Source organism: Pseudomonas sp. PDM13 (assembly GCF_025685765.1).
Lineage (GTDB): Bacteria > Pseudomonadota > Gammaproteobacteria > Pseudomonadales > Pseudomonadaceae > Metapseudomonas > Metapseudomonas solani.
The window spans coordinates 145962-166912 of the sequence record NZ_JAOTQU010000004.1 but is presented as its reverse complement, the minus strand read 5'-3'; the positions used below and the strand labels follow the sequence as shown (position 1 = coordinate 166912).

The 20951-nt window shown below is 65.9% G+C and carries 17 protein-coding genes, 3 tRNA genes and 2 pseudogenes; 6 read left to right on the top strand and 16 right to left on the bottom strand.

Features of this window, described 5'->3' with window-relative positions; all coding sequences use genetic code 11:
• The first annotated feature begins 47 nt into the window (after positions 1-47).
• The 4 genes and pseudogenes from OEJ36_RS06230 (at position 48) to OEJ36_RS06215 (ending at position 4743) form a co-directional block, all read left to right on the top strand.
• Positions 48-755, top strand: coding sequence for a response regulator (locus OEJ36_RS06230; RefSeq protein ID WP_021220501.1), 708 nt, complete (start codon positions 48-50; stop codon positions 753-755).
• Between the two features lie 3 nt (positions 756-758).
• Positions 759-2045: an ATP-binding protein gene (locus OEJ36_RS06225; protein WP_263400784.1), complete on the top strand. Its 1287-nt coding sequence runs from the start codon at positions 759-761 to the stop codon at positions 2043-2045.
• A 101-nt stretch (positions 2046-2146) separates the two neighbouring features.
• Positions 2147-3936: pseudogene (locus OEJ36_RS06220) on the top strand (serine hydrolase domain-containing protein).
• 24 nt (positions 3937-3960) lie between these two features.
• Complete coding sequence (locus OEJ36_RS06215; protein ID WP_263400783.1) at positions 3961-4743, top strand: MipA/OmpV family protein; 783 nt, start codon at positions 3961-3963, stop codon at positions 4741-4743.
• 248 nt (positions 4744-4991) lie between these two features.
• Here the strand turns inward: OEJ36_RS06215 and nadS are convergent, their stop codons facing one another.
• The 5 genes from nadS to OEJ36_RS06190 form a co-directional block, all read right to left on the bottom strand.
• A complete protein-coding gene (nadS, locus tag OEJ36_RS06210) occupies positions 4992-5279 on the bottom strand; it encodes a NadS family protein (RefSeq protein WP_043243334.1) in 288 nt (95 codons plus the stop codon).
• A gap of 2 nt (positions 5280-5281) precedes the next feature.
• Positions 5282-5566, bottom strand: coding sequence for a type II toxin-antitoxin system RelE/ParE family toxin (locus OEJ36_RS06205; RefSeq protein ID WP_263400782.1), 285 nt, complete (start codon positions 5564-5566; stop codon positions 5282-5284).
• 155 nt (positions 5567-5721) lie between these two features.
• Positions 5722-5806, bottom strand: a tRNA-Leu gene (locus OEJ36_RS06200).
• A 54-nt stretch (positions 5807-5860) separates the two neighbouring features.
• Positions 5861-5936: transfer RNA gene (locus tag OEJ36_RS06195), tRNA-His, on the bottom strand.
• Between the two features lie 35 nt (positions 5937-5971).
• A tRNA-Arg gene (locus OEJ36_RS06190) sits at positions 5972-6048 on the bottom strand.
• 270 nt (positions 6049-6318) lie between these two features.
• On the opposite strand from OEJ36_RS06190, the gene folD reads away from it, so the two are divergent.
• The gene (folD, locus tag OEJ36_RS06185) at positions 6319-7173 is read left to right on the top strand and encodes a bifunctional methylenetetrahydrofolate dehydrogenase/methenyltetrahydrofolate cyclohydrolase FolD (protein ID WP_263400781.1); all 855 of its coding nucleotides are present in this window, start codon (positions 6319-6321) and stop codon (positions 7171-7173) included.
• A 93-nt stretch (positions 7174-7266) separates the two neighbouring features.
• Here folD and OEJ36_RS06180 read toward each other — a convergent pair whose 3' ends face one another.
• The 6 genes from OEJ36_RS06180 to OEJ36_RS06155 are packed head-to-tail and all read right to left on the bottom strand — an operon-like array spanning position 7267 to position 13183.
• Positions 7267-9003, bottom strand: coding sequence for an extracellular solute-binding protein (locus OEJ36_RS06180; RefSeq protein ID WP_021220496.1), 1737 nt, complete (start codon positions 9001-9003; stop codon positions 7267-7269).
• Between the two features lie 33 nt (positions 9004-9036).
• On the bottom strand, positions 9037-9309 hold the full coding sequence (locus OEJ36_RS06175) for a DUF2160 domain-containing protein (RefSeq protein ID WP_021220495.1): 273 nt from the start codon (positions 9307-9309) through the stop codon (positions 9037-9039).
• Between the two features lie 8 nt (positions 9310-9317).
• On the bottom strand, positions 9318-10118 hold the full coding sequence (locus tag OEJ36_RS06170; protein WP_043243335.1) for a carbohydrate ABC transporter permease: 801 nt from the start codon (positions 10116-10118) through the stop codon (positions 9318-9320).
• Positions 10119-10126: 8 nt separating this feature from the next.
• Positions 10127-10996 (bottom strand): carbohydrate ABC transporter permease, encoded by an 870-nt coding sequence (locus OEJ36_RS06165; protein WP_263400780.1) that lies wholly within the window; start codon positions 10994-10996, stop codon positions 10127-10129.
• Positions 10993-12090: an ABC transporter ATP-binding protein gene (locus OEJ36_RS06160; protein WP_263400779.1), complete on the bottom strand. Its 1098-nt coding sequence runs from the start codon at positions 12088-12090 to the stop codon at positions 10993-10995. The genes OEJ36_RS06165 and OEJ36_RS06160 overlap by 4 nt, the downstream gene beginning before the upstream one ends.
• Before the next feature lie 10 nt (positions 12091-12100).
• The gene (locus tag OEJ36_RS06155; protein ID WP_021220491.1) at positions 12101-13183 is read right to left on the bottom strand and encodes an ABC transporter ATP-binding protein; all 1083 of its coding nucleotides are present in this window, start codon (positions 13181-13183) and stop codon (positions 12101-12103) included.
• A gap of 279 nt (positions 13184-13462) precedes the next feature.
• Here OEJ36_RS06155 and OEJ36_RS06150 point away from each other — a divergent pair, with 279 nt between their 5' ends.
• Entirely contained in the window at positions 13463-15331 is a 1869-nt protein-coding gene (locus tag OEJ36_RS06150) for a sigma-54-dependent Fis family transcriptional regulator (RefSeq protein ID WP_263400778.1), read from the top strand.
• Positions 15332-15355: 24 nt separating this feature from the next.
• Here the strand turns inward: OEJ36_RS06150 and OEJ36_RS06145 are convergent, their stop codons facing one another.
• The 5 genes and pseudogenes from OEJ36_RS06145 to OEJ36_RS06125 form a co-directional block, all read right to left on the bottom strand.
• Positions 15356-16084, bottom strand: a complete 729-nt coding sequence (locus tag OEJ36_RS06145; RefSeq protein ID WP_021220489.1) for an alanyl-tRNA editing protein — start codon at positions 16082-16084, stop codon at positions 15356-15358.
• 1 nt (position 16085) lies between these two features.
• Positions 16086-17072, bottom strand: coding sequence for a serine O-acetyltransferase (locus tag OEJ36_RS06140; RefSeq protein ID WP_263400777.1), 987 nt, complete (start codon positions 17070-17072; stop codon positions 16086-16088).
• Positions 17073-17095: 23 nt separating this feature from the next.
• A complete protein-coding gene (locus tag OEJ36_RS06135; protein ID WP_263400776.1) occupies positions 17096-18010 on the bottom strand; it encodes a PLP-dependent cysteine synthase family protein in 915 nt (304 codons plus the stop codon).
• An 11-nt stretch (positions 18011-18021) separates the two neighbouring features.
• Positions 18022-19906: pseudogene (gene moeB / locus OEJ36_RS06130) on the bottom strand (molybdopterin-synthase adenylyltransferase MoeB).
• Positions 19907-19919: 13 nt separating this feature from the next.
• The gene (locus tag OEJ36_RS06125) at positions 19920-20858 is read right to left on the bottom strand and encodes a DMT family transporter (RefSeq protein ID WP_411860974.1); all 939 of its coding nucleotides are present in this window, start codon (positions 20856-20858) and stop codon (positions 19920-19922) included.
• Between the last annotated feature and the right edge of the window lie 93 nt (positions 20859-20951).

Sequence of the window (20951 nt, the reverse complement as noted above, 5' to 3'; positions counted from 1 at the left end):
GAGGGTGCTTATAATGCGCCACGCCTCCCGCCGACCGACGAACAACCATGGATAGCCACGCTCTCAGCAAGGTAATGCTGGTCGAGGACGATCAGAAGCTCGCCCGCCTGATGTCCCTCTACCTCTCCGAACACGGCTTCGAGGTACGCCAGGTGCACCGTGGCGACACCGCCCTCGACGCCTTCGTCGAATTCCGCCCCCAGGCGGTGATGCTCGACCTCATGCTCCCCGGCCAGAGCGGCCTGCACGTGTGCCGCGAAATCCGCCGCATCGCCGACACGCCGATCCTCATGCTCACCGCCAAGGAAAGCGACCTCGACCATATCCTCGGTCTCGAATCCGGCGCTGACGACTACGTGATCAAGCCCATCGAGCCGCCCGTCCTGCTCGCCCGCCTGCGCGCCCTGCTGAGGCGCCATGCCCCCTTGGCCGGCGAGCGCGACAGCCTGGAGTTCGGCCGCCTGAACATCGACCGTCGCCGTCGCGGCGCCGAACTGGGCGGCCAGGACATCGAACTCACCACCATGGAGTTCGAGCTGCTCTGGCTGCTGGCCGGCCAGGCCGGGGAGATCCTCTCCCGCGACGAGATCCTCAATCGCACCCGCGGCATCGGCTTCGACGGCCTCAACCGCAGCGTCGACGTCTGCATCAGCAAGCTGCGCGCCAAGCTGCTGGACAACCCACGCGAGCCCGTGAGGATCAAGACCGTCTGGGGCAAGGGCTACCTGTTCAACCCCCTGGGCTGGGAGAGCTGAACCATGCTGCGCCTGTTCCTGCGCCTCTATCTATTGCTTGCGGTGGGCTTCGGCGGCGCCATCTTCGTGGTCGACCACGTCATCTCCACCCTCTTCGCCCCCAGTCTCGAGGAATACAACCGCCAAGCCGTGCGCGGCCAGGCCTACGCCCTCACCGAACGCCTGCGCCAACTGGACGCCGCCGGCCGCGCGCGCCAGATGGATGACTGGCGCCCCCACTACGGCCTGCGCCTGGAGCTGAAGGACGCCAGCGACCTCGCCCTGGACGAACGCGAGCGCAAGCTGATCCTCAACAACCTGCTGGTCACCCGCGAAAACTACACCCGCTATATAAGCCGCATCGACGATGGGCCGCAGCTGCTGGTGATCGACCTGCCCGCCGAACCGGCCGGCACCCTGCTCTTCACCATCGGTGCCTACCTGTTGCTGGGCTTCCTGGTGGGCCTGGTGCTGTTCCTCTGGGTCCGCCCGCACTGGCGCAACCTGGAAACCCTGCGCCTGGCCGCCCAGCGCTTCGGCGACGGCGACCTCGGCACCCGCACGCCAGTGTTCCGTGGCTCCGACTGCCGCAAGCTGGCGGAGCACTTCAACCAGATGGCAGACCGCATCGAAAGCCTGATCAGCAACCAGCGCGAGCTGACCAACGCCGTCTCCCATGAGCTGCGCACCCCGATCGCCCGCCTCAGTTTCGAACTGGAACAGATGGCGCGCCGCTCGGACCACCCGGATCACCAGGCCCTGGTGGACGACATGCGCGCCGACCTGGGCGAGCTGGAGGGCATGGTTTCCGAACTGCTCACCTATGCCCGCCTGGAACACAGCGCCGTCGGCTCGCACCGCGAGACCATCGACGCCGCCAGCTGGCTGGAAAGCGTGGTGGCCGACGTGGCGCTGGAGGCAGAAGCCGCCGGCGTGCGCTGCGAGATCCGCGCCTGCGAAGTGGACAGCCTGCGCATGGAGCCGCGCTTCATGGCCCGCGCGGTGATCAACCTGCTGCGCAACGCCATCCGCCATGCCGAGCGGCGGGTGGATATCGCCCTCCTCCAGGTCGGCGATAGCTACCAGATCCAGGTCGATGACGACGGCCCCGGCATCCCCGAGGAATCCCGCCAGCGGGTCTTCGAGCCCTTCTCGCGCCTGGATGAAAGCCGCGATCGCCGCACCGGCGGCTTCGGCCTGGGCCTGGCCATCGTCCACCGGGTCGCCCAATGGCACGGTGGCCGCGCCGAAGTGCTGGACGCCCCCCAGGGCGGCGCCTCCTTCCGCCTCAGCTGGGCCCGCCAGGGCTGAGGCGGCGCTTCACAATCTTTCACAGACTGCAGACAAAGCCGGGCGGATTACCCCGTCCCGCCGCCCTAGCATCGGCTCCCTGATCATCCAGGGAGAACCCCATGTTCCATGCGCTGCGCCTGCCCCTGCTTGGCTGCCTGCTGGGCGGCACCGGCTGCCAGGCCCTGCCGGTCACCCCCGCACCGGATATCCGCCAGGGTGACTACAGCGAGCTGATCGTCTACCTGCAGGAACACATCCGCCAGCAAATGCAGGTCCATGACATTCCCGGCCTGGCCCTGGCGCTGGTGGACGACCAGCAGGTGATCTGGGCACGCGGCTTTGGTTACGCCGACCGCGAACGGCGCATCGCCGCCAGCGAATACACCGCTTTCCGCATCGGCTCGCTGTCCAAGCCGATCACCGCCAGCCTGGTCATGCAACTGCGCGAACGCGGCGCCCTGGACCTGGACGCCCCGCTGCAATCGAGCCTGCGCGAGTTCTACGTACGCTCACGCTTTCACAGCGACCAGGCGGCGGCTGATCGTGCCATTACCCTGCGCCGCCTGCTCAGCCACCAGTCCGGCCTGCCGACCGACCGCCTCGAAGGCCAGGTCGCCAAACACCCGCGCGCCCTCGGTGAGCTGCCCGCGCTGGCCAGCGGCACCTGGCTGAGCCACATGCCCGGCACCCAGGCCGCCTATTCCAACCTCGGCTACGCCCTGGTCGGCGCCGCCATCGAACGCACCAGCGGTTGCGACTTCGAGGAGTGCGCCCAACGCTCGCTGCTGCGCCCACTGGGCATGCGCCACGCCAGCTTCCTGGGCAACAGCCGCCAGCAGCCCTACCGCGCTCGCGGCTATATAAAGGGCAGGCCCTCGGCGGACCTCAACATCCGGGACCTCTCCGCCGGCAGCCTGTGGGCCAGCTCGGTGGACCTCAGCCACTTCGTGCAGATGGTCTTCGCCGACGGCCGCTACCAGGGCCGGCAGGTGCTGCAACCGGCCTCGATCCAGGAAATGCTGCACCCGCAGAATGTCGGCAACGCCCTGGACCTGGACTGCTCGGTCGGCCTCGGCTGGTTCCTCGGCACCTGTGGCGACGAACTGGCGACGCCCGGCCTGCGCGTCGTCGAGCACAGCGGCTCCACCGGTGACTTCAACGCGCAAATGACCCTGTTGCCGGAGCAGCGCCTGGGTGTAGTCATCCTCACCAACTCCGACAGCGCCGCAGCCGTTACCAACCAGCTCGCCAACCTGTCGCTGCGTTTGCTGCTGCAAGCTCGCGACGGCAAGCCTGCCAGCCAGAACCGCCCCGTCGCACCACACTGCAACGGCCCAGCCCACAGGACCGCCAGCGCCTGAGCGGCCGCTACGCCACCGGCAGCGGCTTGATCCATATCCGCAGCCAGGGTGAGCGGCTGTATGCAGAGCTTTCCGGCCTCCGCGTCGAACTGCTGCGCGACGATGAAGGCTGGCTCAGGGCACGCAAGAAACTGCTCGGATTGTGGCCACTGGACCTGGGTGAGCTGGGGCGCCTGCAACTGGACACGGTGGAGCTGCAGGGCCGCCAGATGCTGGTCGGCCGCCAACATGGCCAGACGCTGTTCATCGGCGAGCGCGTGGACGCCATGGCCATTCCCCGGGAATGGGCCGCCATGGTCGGCGACTACCGCATCGCCGGAGGCAAGGACGACGCCCTGAGCCTGAACCTGCGCCTGGAAGACGGCTTCCTCCTGGCACGCGGCCGCTCCGCTGGCGAGCCTATCGGCGACTACATCCTCCATCCCCAGGACAGCGCCCACGCCACCCTTGCCGGTAGCGGGCGCAGCCTCGGCGACACCCTCAGCCTGCGCCCAGACGGCTTCGAAGCCCTTGGCTACCGCTTCGTGCGCACCGACAAAAAGCCCTGATCACCCTTAACAAGGACGATTTCCATGCTTCGCCTGCATCCCACCCTGCTCTGCAGCGGCCTGCTGCTGACTTCCGCCCCGCTTCACGCCGAGGACTGGCAGTACCAGCTCAGCGCCGGCCTGGCCAACCTGCCGCGCTACAGCGGCAGCGACGAACGGGTCACCACGCCCCTGCTCGACGCCCGCCTGGAGACTCCCCAAGGATTCTTCCTCGGTATAAAGGACGGCCTCGGCTGGCAATACGCACAAGATGACTTCAGCTTCAGCTTGCACCTCGGCAGCAGTGATCGACGCAAGGACAGCCGCTCCCGCTTCCACGGATCCGACCGACTGGAGGGCATGGGCTCGATCAAGCAGCGCGGCCAACTCGGCATCGCCGCCAGCTATGACATCGGCCCGGTCACCCTGGGTGCCAGCCTCGAACATGCCCTGAAGAAAGACAGCGACCGCGACACCGGCTCGGCCTACAACCTGCTGGAACTGAGCCTGGGCGGCACCCTCGCCGAAGGCGCTTACGGGCGGCTGGACGCCAGCCTCAGCAGCCGCTTTGGCGACGATGACTACCTGCGCACCTGGTATGGCGTCAGCCGCGCCCAAGCATCCCGCAGCCGCTTCGCTGCCCACGACACCGATGCCGGACTGATTTCCAGCGGTGCCGCCCTGAGCTGGACCTACCCCCTCAGTGCGAACACGGACCTGGTCACCGCGCTGGATGTGCAGCGCCTGATGGGCGACGCCGCCGACAGCCCCCTGACCGAACGCCGCACCCAGGCCGCCCTCGCCACACAGATCGACTACCGGTTCTGAGCCCACGCGCACGCCTCCCGGGCGCCAGCGCCAAGAACAGCCTCTATAGAAAAGAAATCCGAAATGAACAGACCGCCCTACCCGGCCAGCATCCCTGCCCGATGCCTGCGGCCGGGCGGGCGGCGAGATTCGAGTAGAGCACAGCCCTCGGAGAACGACACTGCGGCGGGTTGGCGCACAACAGGCGCCCTGAAACGAAAAAAGGCAGCCCTGAAGGAGCTGCCTTTGAGCCGCGCATCGACCGAGCGCTAACCCCCAAGGGCCTGGATAACGTGCACAGGGTCATTGTGAATGGCGCGCAGCAGCGCTTTGGCGGGACCGGTGGGCTCACGTCGCCCCTGCTCCCAATTGCGCAGGGTACCCAACTGAACATCGATCATCGCGGCGAACCTGGCCTGTGTCAGGCCCGTCGCCTTGCGGATCGCCTTCACCTGCAGCGCATCCACGGTGAACTCACGCGAAGGCTTGCGCTCGCCACGGCGTATCTCGTCCATCTGCTGGACGCTTTCCATCAGGTCGTCGAAGAATTGGCTCATGGTCACCTCCAGCGCTCGATGATCTGCCTGAGCGCCTTGCACTCATCCGCGGTCAGGTCATCCTTCTCGTTCTTGGGGTAGATCAGCAACAAGGCAATCTGCGAGGCGGACGAGCGCTTGCCATGACCGCCACTGGCCACCCGCACCTTGCGGATGCCACCCGTGCCCCCGATCACATCCCCCATTTCCGGCCGCTGGGCCAGCAACCGCTGGAAGGCCGCGTAACTGTCATCGTCGAGCAACTCGCGAAGACGCCGGGTGAAGAGGGGTGTCTCGATGAAGATCATTACGCAAAGGTACGCCAATGGCGTACATCACACAAACCCGTCCACTTCATGCCCGCAGAAACGAAAAAAGGCAGCCCCCGAAGGAGCTGCCTTTTCTTGGTCGCTTCCAGATTCCCGCGAGGCTTGCCCCGCGCCACCTGGCTGCGCGTATTACATGGTGCGGACGGAGAGACTCGAACTCTCACACCTTGCGGCGCCAGAACCTAAATCTGGTGTGTCTACCAATTCCACCACGTCCGCTTGCAACGCTTGAAACGAAAACGCCAGGCACTAGGCCTGGCGTTTTCTCGAATATGGGGTGGACGATGGGAATCGAACCCACGACACCAGGAGCCACAATCCTGTGCTCTACCAACTGAGCTACGCCCACCATATTACGTTTTGCTTGAGCCAAACTTGCCAAATTGGCACGCCCGGCAGGACTCGAACCTGCGACCATCCGCTTAGAAGGCGGATGCTCTATCCAGCTGAGCTACGGGCGCTTATTCATCTGCGGAACAGATTACTAAAAGCTTCGGCTTCAGCAGAAGCCTGTAGACTTCTACGTTTGCCGTCTTACCCAGCTAGTTGCTGTGCTCGACAAGCGGGGCGCATGTTATAGAGGCACCCCTACCTCGTCAACAGGATTTTTAAAAAAATTTAGAAAGATAAAGGGGTTACGGGAAAATGCTGACCAGCCGCCTTTGCCCAAAAGCCACGCCATGCGAGAATATGCGCCCTTTTTCGCCCCTTCCGATGGTTAATCACGCGACATGACCGCACAACTGATCGACGGCAAAACGATCGCCGCCCGCCTCCGCCAACAGATAGCCAAGCGCGTCGACGAGCGTCGCCAGCAAGGCCTGCGCATTCCCGGCCTGGCCGTCATCCTGGTTGGCAGCGATCCGGCCTCTCAGGTCTATGTCGCGCACAAGCGCAAGGACTGCGAGGAAGTCGGCTTCATCTCCGAGGCCCACGACCTGCCGGCCAGCACCAGCCAGGAAGACCTGCTGACGCTGATCGACCGCCTCAATGTCGACCCGACCATCGACGGCATCCTCGTACAGCTGCCGCTGCCGGCGCACCTGGACGCGTCCCTGCTGCTGGAGCGCATCAGCCCCGACAAGGACGTGGACGGCTTCCATCCCTACAACATCGGCCGCCTGGCCCAGCGCATGCCGCTGCTGCGCCCCTGCACGCCGAAAGGGATCATGACCCTACTGGAAAGCACCGGTGCCGATCTCTACGGCATGGACGCAGTCGTCGTCGGCGCCTCCAACATCGTCGGCCGCCCCATGGCCCTCGAGCTGCTGCTGGCCGGCTGCACCGTCACCGTCACCCACCGCTTCACCAAGGACCTCGCCGGCCACGTCGGCCGTGCCGACCTGGTGGTGGTCGCCGCCGGCAAGCCGGGCCTGGTCAAGGGTGAGTGGATCAAGGAAGGTGCCATCGTCATCGACGTCGGCATCAACCGCCAGGAAGACGGCAAGCTGGTGGGCGACGTGGAATACGAACCGGCCCTGCAACGCGCCAGCTGGATCACCCCGGTCCCGGGCGGCGTCGGCCCCATGACCCGTGCCTGCCTGCTGGAGAACACCCTCCACGCGGCGGAAACCCTGCACGACTGAGCAGCGGCGGCTCCATGAAAAACGGCACCCTCGGGTGCCGTTTTTCGTTTCAGCGAACAGGCCCCCGGGAGTCCGCGGGCCTACCGTCCAGCGTCATTTCTTCTGCCAGGACTTCACCAGCTCCTCGTAGTTCACGGTCTCGCCCTTCGGCTTCTCGTTGGCCAGCTTCGGCTTCGGCGCGCCCGGCTGGTCGAACCAGTACTGGGCGTCCCGCTCCTCGTTGAGCTTCGGCCCGCACTCGCCCTGCACACCGGAGCGCTCGATGCGCGCCATCATGGTGTCCTGCGCTTTGGCCAGGCCATCCAGGGCTTCCTGCGGGGTCTTCTCGCCGCTGGCGGCCTCGGCGATGAACTGCCACCACAGCTGCGCCAGGCGCGGATAGTCCGGGACGTTGGTGCCGGTGGGCGACCACTGCAGGCGCGCCGGGCTGCGGTAGAACTCAACCAGCCCGCCGAGTTTCGGTGCCGCCTCGGTCATCGCCTGGGAGTTGATGTCCGATTCGCGGATCGGCGTCAGCCCCACCAGGGTCTTCTTCAGCGAAACCGTCTTGGCGGTGACGAACTGCGCGTAGAGCCAGGCCGCCAGGCGCTGCTTCTCGGGGGTGGACTTGAGGAAGGTCCAGGAACCGGTGTCCTGGTAGCCCAGCTTCATGCCCTCTTCCCAGTACGGGCCCTTGGGCGACGGCGCCATGCGCCACTTCGGCGTGCCATCGGCGTTGACCACCGGCAGGCCGGGCTTGGTCATGTCGGCGGTGAAGGCGGTGTACCAGAAGATCTGCTGGGCGATATTGCCCTGCGCAGGCACCGGGCCGGCCTCGGAGAAAGTCATGCCCTGGGCTTCCGGCGGCGCGTACTGGTGCAGCCAGTCGACGTACTTCTGGGTCGCATAGACCGCTGCCGGGCCGTTGGTGTCGCCACCGCGAGTGACGCTGGAACCCACCGGGCGGCAGCCGTCGACGCGAATGCCCCACTCGTCCACCGGCAGGCCGTTGGGCAGGCCCTTGTCGCCGCCGCCGGCCATGGAGAACCAGGCGTCGGTGAAGCGCCAGCCGAGGGACGGGTCCTTCTTGCCGTAGTCCATGTGGCCATAGACGCGCTTGCCGTCGATTTCCTTCACGTGCTTGCTGAAGAACTCGGCGATGTCCTCGTAGGCGGACCAGTTCACCGGCACGCCCAGCTCATAGCCGTAGATTTCCTTGAACTTGGCCTTCAGCTCGGGCTTCTCGAACCAGTCGGCGCGGAACCAGTAGAGGTTGGCGAACTGCTGGTCGGGCAGCTGGTAGATCTTCTTGTCCGGGCCGGTGGTGAAGGAAATGCCAATGAAGTCGTTGAGGTCCAGGGTCGGCGAGGTCACGTCCTTGCCTTCGTTGGCCATCATGTCGGTGATCGACACCGCCTTGCCGTAGCGGAAGTGGGTACCGATCAGGTCCGAGTCGTTGACCCAGCCGTCATAGATGTTCTTGCCCGACTGCATCTGCGTCTGCAGTTTTTCCACCACGTCGCCTTCCTGCATCAGGTCGTGCTTGAGCTTGATGCCGGTGATCTCGCTGAAGGCCTTGGCCAGCACCTTCGCCTCGTACTCGTGGGTGGCGATGGTTTCCGAAGCGACGTTGATCTCCATGCCACGGAACGGCTCGGCGGCCTTGATGAACCACTTCAGCTCGGCCAGCTGCTGCTCCTTGCTCAGGGTCGAGGGCTGGAACTCCGCGTCGATCCACTTCTTCGCCGCATCCTCGTAGGCATCGGCCCAGGCCGCGCCACTCAATCCGGACAACGCCAGCAGGGCCGCTATCGCCATGCTATGTCGGGTCTTGTAATTGTTTTCGAACATAGACACCTCCTTGGGGATTTTGAACGGTCGCAATTAGCCGAAGCGCATCACGACCAACAACCACACGACGGATAGCGCCGAGGCTACCCACAGGTTCCAACTGGTCGCGCCTATCACCAGCAGGTGCAGGTAGGCGCTCCCGAGAAGCCCGATGAACAACCGGTCGCCACGGGTGGTGACGATCGGCAAGAAGCCCTTGCGCTCGACGCAGGGCGAACGCAGTTCCCAGATGCCCATCAGCAGCAGCACCAGGCCGATGCTGCCGAAGAACACCGCGGTGGGCAGGGTCCAGGCCATCCATTCCATAAGTCACCTCATACCCGGCCAAGGGCAAAGCCCTTGGCCACGTGGTTGCGCACGAACCAGATCACCAGCACGCCCGGCAGGATGGTCAGCACCCCCGCCGCCGCCAGCACGCCCCAGTCGATGCCCGAAGCGGACACGGTGCGGGTCATCACCGCCACGATCGGCTTGGCGTCCACCGAGGTCAGGGTGCGCGCCAGCAGCAGCTCGACCCAGGAGAACATGAAGCAGAAGAACGCCGTCACACCGATGCCCGAACCGATCAGCGGAATGAAGATCTTGGCGAAGAAGCGCGGGAAGCTGTAACCGTCGATATAGGCCGTCTCGTCGATCTCCTTCGGCACCCCCGACATGAAACCTTCGAGGATCCACACCGCCAGCGGCACGTTGAACAGGCAATGGGCCAGGGCCACGGCGATATGGGTATCGAACAGGCCGATGGACGAATACAGCTGGAAGAACGGCAGCAGGAACACCGCCGGCGGCGCCATGCGGTTGGTCAGCAGCCAGAAGAACAGGTGCTTGTCCCCCAGGAAGCGGTAGCGCGAGAAGGCGTAGGCCGCCGGCAGCGCCACCGCCAGGGAGATCACCGTGTTCAGGCACACGTAGTAGAGCGAGTTGAGGTAGCCCTCGTACCAGCTCGGGTCGGTGAAGATCACCTGGTAGTTGCGCAGGGTGAACTCGTGGGGCCAGAGCGTCAGGCCGCCGAGTATCTCGGTGTTGCTCTTGAACGACATGTTCAGCAGCCAGTAGATGGGCACCAGCAGGAACAGGATGTAGGCGAGCAGCACCAGGGTTTTGCGTGGTGTCATGGGCGGCCTCAGCTCTTCGAGTCGTTATGGGTCATGGCCGTGTAGAACAGCCAGGACACCAGCAGGATGATGAGGAAGTACACCAGCGAGAACGCCGCCGCCGGCCCCAGGTCGAACTGCCCCACCGCCATCTTGGTCAGCGTCTGGCTGAGGAAGGTGGTGGCGTTGCCCGGCCCGCCGCCGGTGAGCACGAAGGGCTCGGTGTAGATCATGAAGCTGTCCATGAAGCGCAGCATCACGGCGATCAGCAGCACGCTCTTCATCTTCGGCAACTGGATGTGGCGGAACACCGCCCAGCCCGAGGCGCGGTCGATGCGCGCCGCCTGGTAGTAGGCATTGGGGATGGCGCGCAGGCCCGAGTAGCACAGCAGCGCCACCAGCGAGGTCCAGTGCCACACGTCCATCACCAGCACCGTCACCCAGGCGTCCATGGTGTTGGAGGCGTAGTTGTAGCTGATGCCCAGCTTGCTCAGGGTCCAGCCCAGCAGGCCGATATCAGCGCGGCCGAAGATCTGCCAGATGGTGCCGATCACGTTCCACGGGATCAGCAGCGGAATGGCCATGACGATCAGGCTCGCCGAGGCCCAGCGCCCTTTGGTCGGCATGCACAGGGCGATGCCGATGCCCAGCGGGATCTCGATCAGCAGCACGCAGGCGGAGAAGATGAACTGGCGCAGCAGCGAGTCGTGCAGGCGCGGGTCCTGCAGCACCTGCTTGTACCAATCGACACCGACGAAGGTGCGGGTGGAGGCATCGAAGATGTCCTGCACCGAATAGTTCACCACCGTCATCATCGGCAGGATGGCGCTGAAGGCCACCAGCAGGAACACCGGCAGCACCAGCCACCAGGCCTTGTTGTTGATCACCTTGTCGGTCATGGCGCCACCTCCACCAGCAGGTCATCGGCGTAGAGCATCAACCACTGCGAGGGGAAGCCGATCCACGCGGTGCCCCGAGGCACCGTCTCGTCTTCCTGCAGGCGCGCCTTGAGGCGTTGCCCGTCCAGGTTCAGGGTGAGGATCTTGTAGGTGCCCAGGTCCTCGACATGGGTCACCTCGCCGGCCAGGGCATCGACGAAGGGCTCGTCGCTGACGTGCACGAACTCCGGGCGGATGCCCAGCTTCAGGCTGCTCCAGCCGCCCTTGGCCAGGTGCGCCGCCATGGCCGGCGCCAGGGGCACGCGGGTGTTGCCGAACAGCAGCGCATCCCCCTCCGGGCGCACCTCGACCAGGTTCATCCCCGGGCTGCCGATGAAGAAGCCGACGAAGGTGTGCAGCGGCCGCTCGAACAGCTCGCGCGGGGTGCCGAACTGGACGATGCGGCCTTCGTACATCACCGCGATCTTGTCGGCGAAGGTCGAGGCCTCCAGCTGGTCGTGGGTCACGTAGATCATGGTGATGTTGAACTGCTCGTGGATCTGCTTGAGCTTGCGCCGCAGCTTCCACTTCAGGTGCGGGTCGATCACCGTCAGCGGCTCGTCGAAGAGGATCGCCGACACGTCGTCGCGCACCAGCCCGCGGCCCATGGAGACCTTCTGCTTCTCGTCCGCCGTCAGGTTGCGCGCCTTGCGCTTGAGCAGGTGATGCAGGTCGAGCACCTCGGCGATCTCGCTGACCTTGCTCAGCACCCGCGACTCCGGCAGGCCCTGGTTGCGCAGGGGGAAGGCCAGATTATCGAACACCGTCATGGTGTCGTAGACCACCGGGAACTGGAAAACCTGGGCGATGTTGCGCTCCTCCGGCGGCAGCAGGTTGACCTCGCGGGTGTCGAACAGCACCTGCCCTTCGGACGGGCTGAGCAGCCCGGAAATGATGTTCAGCAGGGTCGACTTGCCACAGCCCGAAGGCCCCAGCAGCGCATAGGCGCCGCCCTGCTCCCAGACGTGATCCATCGCCAGGATGGCGTAGTCTTCCGGGCCCTTCGGCTGGCTGGCGTAGCTGTGGGCCAGGCTCTGCAGGCGTATCTCGGCCATGGGCGGCTCCTCAGGTACGACGGCTCGGCGCCAGGACCAGGCGGTCCTGGGCGTCGAAGACGAAGAGTTTGTGGGTGGGGATGTAGATGCGGATCGGCGCATCCACGTCGTACTCGTGCACGCCCTGCAGGTGCAGCACCAGGGCGAAATGCTCGCTGCGCACATGGAGGAAGGTCTCGGAGCCGCTGATCTCGGCCAGCTCCACCTTCACCGCCAGCTCCAGGTCGTCGTCGTTGGAGGGCACCAGGCCGATGTGGCCGGGGCGCACGCCGAAGCGGTAGGCGCCCTCGCCCAGTTCGCGCAGCTCGGTGGTCAGCGGGAAGTGGACGAAATCACGGAAGCTCACCTCACCTTCGCTGATGCGCCCGTCCACCAGGTTGATCGGCGGCTCGGAGAACAGCTCGGCGGCCAGCACCTGCTGCGGCCGCTGGTACACCTCGGTGGTCGGCCCGCTCTGGATCACCCGGCCCTCGTGGAGAATGGTCACCGTACCGCCCAGGGCCAGCGCCTCGTTGGGCTCGGTGGTGGCGTACACGGCGATGCTGCGGCGGGTGCGGAACAGCTCGCGCATCTCCTGGCGCAGCTCCTCGCGCAGCTTGTAGTCGAGGTTCACCAGGGGCTCGTCGAACAGCACCAGGTCGGCGTCCTTGACCATCGCCCGGGCCATGGCCGTGCGCTGCTGCTGGCCGCCGGAAAGCTCCAGCGGGTGGCGTTGCAGGAACTTCTCGATGCGCAGCATCTGCGCCGTCTCGCGCACCTTGCGCTCGATCTCCTCACGGCCGACGCCGTTCTGCCGCAGCGGCGAAGCGATGTTCTCGAACACCGTGAGGTTGGGGTAGTTGATGAACTGCTGGTAGACCATCGACACGTTGCGGCGGCGCACCGGCACCCCGGTCACGTCGACGCCGTTGAGCAGGATGCGTCCGCTGCTGGGCTTGTCCAGCCCGGCCATCAGGCGCATCAGTGACGTCTTGCCGGCCAGGGTCCGGCCGACCAGCACGTTGAAGGAACCCGGCTCGAAGCTCAGGCAGGCATCGTCTATGTAGACCTGATGGTCGACGACGCGGCAGACATGCTCCAGCGTTAACGACATGGCGTGTCCTTGTGGTTGTTCTCAGCCATTCGCGGCTCTGGGCCGCGCTACCACAAGGCGACTTCCGTGCCAGGAACGCCAAAAACCCTCTATCCCATTGATTAAGCTGGTTTTTAGTGAAATTCAGCGCCGCGCACGAATGTTCACTTGAACAGTATTGAACATTCGAATGTGAACAACTGAACACTTCGAACGTTGACTTTGAACAGCCATGAACAACACTGCTCGGATCGCCGCAGAGCGAATGCCCCATAACAACAAGAACGCTGCGAGGCTCATATGGCCACCCCTGCCCAGGCGCCCGTACCGGCGCCGAACCACGATGCGATCGTCCGCGACTCGTGGAACCGCTGCCGCGACTTCGGCCTCACCCACCAGAGCCGACCGAGCTTCGGCGACGCCGCTGCGGGCGACGTCTCGGCGCTGCTGGAGAGCCGGCACTTCCTCGTGCAGACCACCCACCAGGAAGTCCTGCCCTACTACGAGAACATCCTCGCCAACTCCAATTGCCTGATCATGCTCGCCGACAACCAGGGCCAGCTGCTGCAGTCCTGGGGCGACCGCCGATTCGTCGAGCCCTCCCAGGCCGCCGGCTTCGTCGCCGGCGCCCTGTGGCAGGAGCGCACCACCGGCACCAACGCCATCGGCACCGCGCTGGCCTGCGGCCAGGCCGTGCACATCCAGCGCGACGAGCACTTCCTCAAGGCCAACCGCTTCATGACCGGCTCCGCCTCGCCGATCTTCGACGCCACTCGACAGATGATCGGCGTGCTCGACGTCTCCAGCGACAGCTACCTGCCGCCCTCGCACACCCTGGGCATGGTCAAGATGATGAGCCAGTCGGTGGAGAACCGGCTGATCCTCGGGCGCTTCAAGGACGACTACTTCCAGCTCAGCTTCAATACCAGCCTGGACAACCTCGACAGCCAGTGGGCCGGGCTGCTGGTGTTCGACGAGGCCGGCCAGGTGGTCTCGGCCAACCGCCGCGCCGACTCGCTGCTGGGCATCGGCCTGTCGTGGATGAACATCGAAAGCCTGTTCGACCTGAGCCTGCCGCAGCTGCTGGCGCAGCCCGACAACCTGCCCTTCCCGCTGCGGGCCGCCGGCCGCTACCGCTTCCACGGCCGCCTGCTGCGCCCGCGCAAGCCGCGCATCGAGGCCCGTGATTTCCGCCCCGCCCCCGCGACCCCGAGCGAAGCACCGACCGGCGAGCTGACCCTCGGCACCATCAGCCTGGGCGATGCCCGTGTCGATCGCGTGGTGCAGCAGGCGCAACGGCTGCTGGAAAAGGACATTCCCATCCTCATCCAGGGCGAAACCGGCGTCGGCAAGGAGGTGTTCGTCAAGGCCCTGCACCAGGCCAGCTCCCGCGCCGGCAAGGCGCTGGTGGCGGTGAACTGCGCGGCCATTCCGGCCGAGCTGGTGGAGTCGGAGCTGTTCGGTTACGAAAAGGGCGCCTTCACCGGCGCCAACCAGAAGGGCAGCGTCGGCCTGATCCGCAAGGCCGACAAGGGCACCCTGTTCCTCGACGAGATCGGCGACATGCCCCTCAACGTCCAGGCCCGGCTGCTGCGGGTGCTGCAGGAGCGCAGCGTGCAGCCCCTCGGCGGCGGCGAGCCCTACCCGGTGGACATCCGCCTGGTCTCGGCCACCAACCGCCCGCTGCGCCAGGATGTGGACGCCGGGCTGTTCCGCCAGGACCTCTACTACCGCGTCAGCGGCCTCAACCTCGAACTGCCGCCCCTGCGCGAACGCAGCGACCGTGGCGAGCTCTTCCGCCGCCTCTGGGAGCAGCACCGCGAGCCGCGCCAATGGGCCGGCTTCAGCAACGATGTGCACGAGCTCTTCATGGCCCACCCCTGGCCCGGCAACCTGCGCCAGGCCGGCAGCGTGATCCAGATCGCCCTGGCCATGGCCGAGGAGCAGCCCATCCGCCGCGAGCACCTGCCGGACGACTTCTTCGCCGACCTGGAAGAAGCCCCGCCGCCCAGCCACAGCACCACGCCAACCCAGCCGACGGACGCCAGCCTCGCCGCCCAGCTGCAGGCCTGCGGCGGCAACATCTCCGACCTCGCGCGCCGCCTCAACCTCAGCCGCAATACGCTGTACAAGCGCCTGCGCGAGCAGGGCCTGTACCCCGGCGGCTAACGCAAGCCGCCCAGCCCTGCTGCCTCAGGCGAAGCGCAGGGTCACGCGGCGGTTGTGGCGGCTCTTCTTCTCGATCTTGTCGCATACCACCCGGCCGATCTCGCGGGTGTTGCGCACATGGGTGCCGCCACAGGGCTGGATGTCCACCCCGGGGATGTCCACCACCCGCACCAGGCCCTGCAACACTGGCGGCGCCACCGCCTGGGTGCGGGTCATCTCCAGCACCGTGTTGTATTCGCTGGCCGGCAGCATGTGGGTGCGCACGTCCAGCGCGCCCTCGATCAGCTCGTTCAGCGCGTGGGTCAGGTGTTCCTTGTCCAGGGTCGATTCCGGCAGGTCGAAGTCCAGGCGGCCCTTGTCGGCGGCGATGCTGCAACCGGTGACGGGGGCGTCGATGATCGAGCACAGCAGGTGCAGGCAGGTGTGCATCTTCATGTGCTGGAAGCGCCGCTCCCAATCCAGGCAGCCCTGCAGTTCGAGGCCGGCAGTGACGGGCACGGCGCCCTCCTCCAACTGGTGCCAGATCATCGAGCGCAGCAGCGGGTCGCGCTGGGTGCCGACCACCGCCACCACCGAACCATCCGGCAACAGCAGGTGGCCCTGGTCGCCCGGCTGGCCGCCGCCGGTGGGGTAGAACAGCGTCTGGTCCAGCGCCACGCCCTGGTCACTCACCGCGAGTACGCGGGCCGTGAAGGTGCGCTGGTAAGGGGCTTCGTCGAACAGGGCGCGGGTGTGCATGGCGAATACGGACATTTCAGCCTCCGATGCTCAGGAAATAGGGTTGCAGCTGCGAGCGCACGAGTGCGCTGAGGCCAGGTGGGTCGAGCAGGGTGATGTCGTGGTCGGGACCGATGATCCGCAGGTGCAGCGGGTAACGGGGCGCCGGCAGGGCCAGGCCGATGCTGCGCAGCCGGTACTGGCGGTGGTTGCGCTCGTGCACCGTGCATTCCAGGGCCATGCAGCCGAAGCGCCGGTGCTCGGCGTCCAGCACCAGCACCTCGCCGCTGTCGGGCAGCTCGCCCACCAGGTGCACCCGCTCATTGAGGGCGAAGGCCCCCAGGTAGCCGCAGTTGGACGACATCGACGCGCGCTGCATCTGCAGCTGGTTGACGATGCTGACCTTGGTGTTGGCCGGTACGTCGCGGGTGATCACGCAGGCCGGGCTGATGAATACGTTGTCGCCGATACTGATGGGCCCTAGGATGCGCGCCCCCGCGCCCACTTCCACCTGGTTGCCCAGGCGCGGGTGGCGCTTGCCGCCGGGGTTGTCGGCGATACCCGAGGCACCGAGGGTCACACCGCTGAGCAGGTAGCAGTCGTCGCCGATCTCGCAGGTCTCGCCGATCACGGTGCCGAAGCCATGGTCGAGCACGAAGCGCTTGCCGATGCGCGCCGCCGGGTGGATCTCGGCGCCGGACAGCAGCTTGCCGGTGCTGGCCAGCTTGTGCGCCATGGCCTCGCGCCCCTCCACCACACCATGGGTCCAGACCTGGTGCGCCAGGCGATGGAACAGCACCGCCTTGAAGGAGGCATAGGAGCCGAGCACCAGGTCGATGCGCCCAGCCGTGGCGGGGTCGCGATGGGCGTAGGCCTGAAGGTCTTCGGCCACCTGCTGCACGGCCACGTCCATGATGCCGTCCAGGTGCGGCATGAGCTGATCCAGCTCCGCCGACTTGAGTGCGTGCACCAGCTGATCGAGCAGCTCGTCATAGAGCCGCAACCTGTCGAGATATCTCCACATCCTGTCGCCCTCCACAGGCTTGGTCATTCGAAATGCGGCAGGTAGCCGTCCACACCGTCGTAGATCAGGGTCAGCACCCGGCTGCCGCGGGGCAGCTCCCCCGCCAGGTTGGCGATGGCCACCAGATTGGCCGCCGAGGACAGCCCCAGGCTGATGGCGTCGCTGCCCATGGTGCGGCGCACCCGCGCCAGGCATTCCGCCTTGCCCACCTTGAGCATGCCGTCGAGCACGCCGAGGTTGAGGATGCTCGGCACCAGGCCGATGGACAGGCCCTGGATCTCGTGGGGCGCGTGGCGGTCGGCGAGCAGGTCGCACTGCTCCGGTTCGACGCCGAACACCCGCAACGAAGGCCAGCGCGCCTTCAGCGTCTCGCCCAGGCCGGTGATATGGCCGCCGGTGCCGATGCCCGCCACCAGGCAATCGAGGGGGCGGTCGGAGAAGTCGCGGAGGATCTCCTGCGCGGTGCTGCGCCTGTGGGTCTCGGGGTTGGCGGCGTTGCGCTGCTGGTTGAGCATCACGTAGCCGGGGTTCTCCAGCTGCAGCTCCATGGCTTTCTCGCCGTGGGAGTTGTTGCCGCGACGGCTGTCGGAGAGCACCACCTCGGCGCCATAGAGGCGCAACACCTTCTGCTTTTCGGGGCTGTAGTTGTCGGGGATCACCAGCACCACGCGGTAGCCGAGGATGTTGCCGGCGATGGCCAGGCCGATGCCGGTGTTGCCGCCGCTGGGTTCGATGATGGTCTGCCCACTGCCGGGCACGAGGATGCCCCTGGCCTCGGCGTCGCGGACCATGCCCAGGGCGATGCGCGCCTTGTGGCTGCCACCGGGGTTGAGAGACTCCAGCTTGGCGTACACCTCCAGCCCGGTTTCGGCGCTGAAGGCGGCCAGACGCACCACGGGCGTCTCGCCGATGGCCTGGAGCAGGGATTCATGGATCATCGCGCGCCCCCTCAGTACAGCGGCATGTCGGTGTCGACATCCCGCGCCCAGGCCTTGATGCCGCCCTGCAGCACCTGGATCTGGGTGAAGCCCGCCGCCAGCAGCAACAGCGCCGCGCGTTCGGCACGGGTGCCGCCGTAGCAGACGATGCACAGCGGGCGCTGGCGATCCAGCTCGTCGAGGCGTTCGTCCAGCTCGCCCAACGGCAGGTTGAGGCTGCCGGGCAGGCGGCACACTTCCAGCTCGTTGGTCTCGCGCACGTCCAGCAGTTGCAGGTCGGCGCCACGGGCCAGGAGCTGCTGCAGCTCCAGCGCGGTGATGCGGAAGTCGGCCGGTAGCGTGCTGGCCGCCGGAATGCTGGAAGAGCAGGCCGAAACCGCCTCTTCCAGGGGCTGCATGCAGGTGCGGCCGGGCGAGCAGGACGGGCAGTTGGCGCGGCGCTTGAAGCGCACTTCGTTGAATTTCATCGCCAGGGCGTCGAAGCGCATCAGCCGGCCCACCAGGGGCTCACCGATACCGAGAACCAGCTTCACCGCCTCGGTGGCCTGGAGCAGCCCGACCACGCCGGGGAGCACACCGATCACCCCGCCGGCGCTGCAGTTGGGCGCCAGCTCCGCCGGCGGGCTCTTGGGGAACAGGCAGCGATAGCAGGGGCCGTCCTGGTGGTTGAACACGCTGATCTGCCCATCGAAGCGGTGCAGTGCGCCATACACCAGCGGCCGGCCCAGCAGCACGCAGGCGTCGTTGACCAGGTAACGGGTGGCGAAGTTGTCGGTGCCGTCCACCACCAGGTCGTAGTCGCCCACCAGCTTCAGGGCGTTGTCCGGGGTCAGGGCGCAGTCGTGGGCATCGATGTGGATATCCGGGTTGAGGTCCAGCAGGCGGCGCCGTGCCGACTCGACCTTGGGCAGGCCCAGGGTGCTGGTGCCGTGCACCACCTGGCGCTGCAGGTTGCTGGTCTCGACGCGGTCGAAATCCACCAGGCCCAGTGTGCCGATGCCGGCGGCGGCGAGGTACAGGCTCACGGGCGAACCCAGGCCACCGGTGCCGATGATCAGCACCCGCGCCTTCTTCAGGCGCAGCTGGCCCTGGCGGCCGACGTCCGGCAGGGTGATGTGGCGCACGTAGCGGCGCACCTCGTCGTTGCTCAGCTCATCGCTGTCCAGGCCGCCGGAGGTGGCCAGCATGATGTCCAGCTCGGCGCCCGCCTCCAGGCTGCTGTCGCCGTCCACCAACTCGCCGTTGGCGCTGAGCAGGAAGTGCTCCTTGAACTGGTCGTTTCCATAGAACAGGTGGTCACGCAGCCCCGCATGGCGGCTGCAGATATCCTCGACCAGCTCGCGTACCGTCGCGCCCTGCCCTTGCAGGCGGGTCTCCGGCAATTTGGCGACGCGTGCCAGTACATCCGGGAAGATCACCGTATTCATAGCCAACTCCTTTTATGCAGGTTCGTTATGGGGTGCCGGGGTATTCCCGGCTGCAGAAGAAGGATTCCCCGCTCCACTCGAACAGCTTCGCGCCGTGGGCCCGGCCGGCCCGCACATCCACCACCAGGTGGGCGACGGGGTGGATCGGCTCGCCCATGAACAGCGCCTTGTCCTCGTCTTCACGGCTGAAGTAGGCGCCGACGTCGGGGTGCGAGTGGTAGATCACCCGCACCGGGTTGTCGCCGCGCAGGCTGCGGTTGAGCAGCAGGGTGTCGGCCACCGCGAAGGTGAAGCCGGTGCTGGCGTCGCGGCGGAACACGTCCGGACTGCGCTGGTTGAGCAGGTTCTGGATGTTGCTGCCCAGGTGCACCTCGCCATCGGCGAAGACGAAGCCACAGCACTCCTCGGGGTAGGTTTCGCAGGCGTGGCGGTAGATGGGCTGCAGGGTGTCGCGATCGATCACGTCCATGTGGTCCTCGTTGTCAGGGCTTGCGCGTCAGGAGTTTTTCCACGGGCAGCTTGGTGATGGCGAAACCGGCGAGCAGGATCGCCGAGTACAGCGCCAGGTCGCGGGAGATGGCCTGCCCCTCGTACCAGGAGCCGATGACCACGGCGAACACCGGGAAGATGATGAAGACGAAGGAGAGGATCACCGGGCTCAGGCGCTTGAGCAGGAAGAAGTAGACGATGAAGCCGCCCACCGACGCGCACAGGCCCAGGTAGGTGAGCGCCAGCCAGGAGCGCGAGGTGACCTGGCTGAAGTCCGGCTGTTCCACCACCAGGCCGGCGAGGAACAGCATCGCCCCGGCCAGGCCGATGGGCAGCGTGTTGTAGGTGATGACGCTGATGCCCTCGCCCTTCTGCTTGGTGATCACGTAGCACAGCGCATGCATCACCGCGGCGGCGAGGATCGCCAGCACACCGAGGAATTCGGCGTGGTCCAGGCGCAGGCCCTGGCTGCGCAGGATCATGTACAGGCTGCCGAAACCGATGCCGATGCCCACCACCTGGGACAGGTAGATGCGCTCACGCAGGAACAGCGACGAGAAGATCAGGATGAACACCGGCATGCAGCTGAACAGCAGCGCGGTGAGCCCCGAGGAGACATGCATCTCGCCGTAATTGAGCAGGTAGTAGGGAATGCTGAAGTAGCTGAGGGTGACGAAGGCGAAGAAGCCCAGGCGCTCGCGGGGGAACAGGATCGAGTCGCCACGGACCAGGGCGAAGCAGATGAACAGCGGGAAGGCGATGAGGAAGCGCAGGCCCGAGGAGGTCAGGGGCGGCACGCTCTCCACGGCGATCTTGATGCCCAGCCAGGTGGTGCCCCAGCTCAGGCACACCACGAGGAACAGCAGGCTGGTGATGAATCCGGCCAACCAGTGCTTTTGCGATTTTCCGGTGTTTTCAATTACGGCGGACATTGGCATGATGGCAATTCATCCTTGCTGCTAAATTGACCTCTAAAACCTGGGTATCAATCACTGATTGACACAGCTCAATCAGGCTATTAGGAC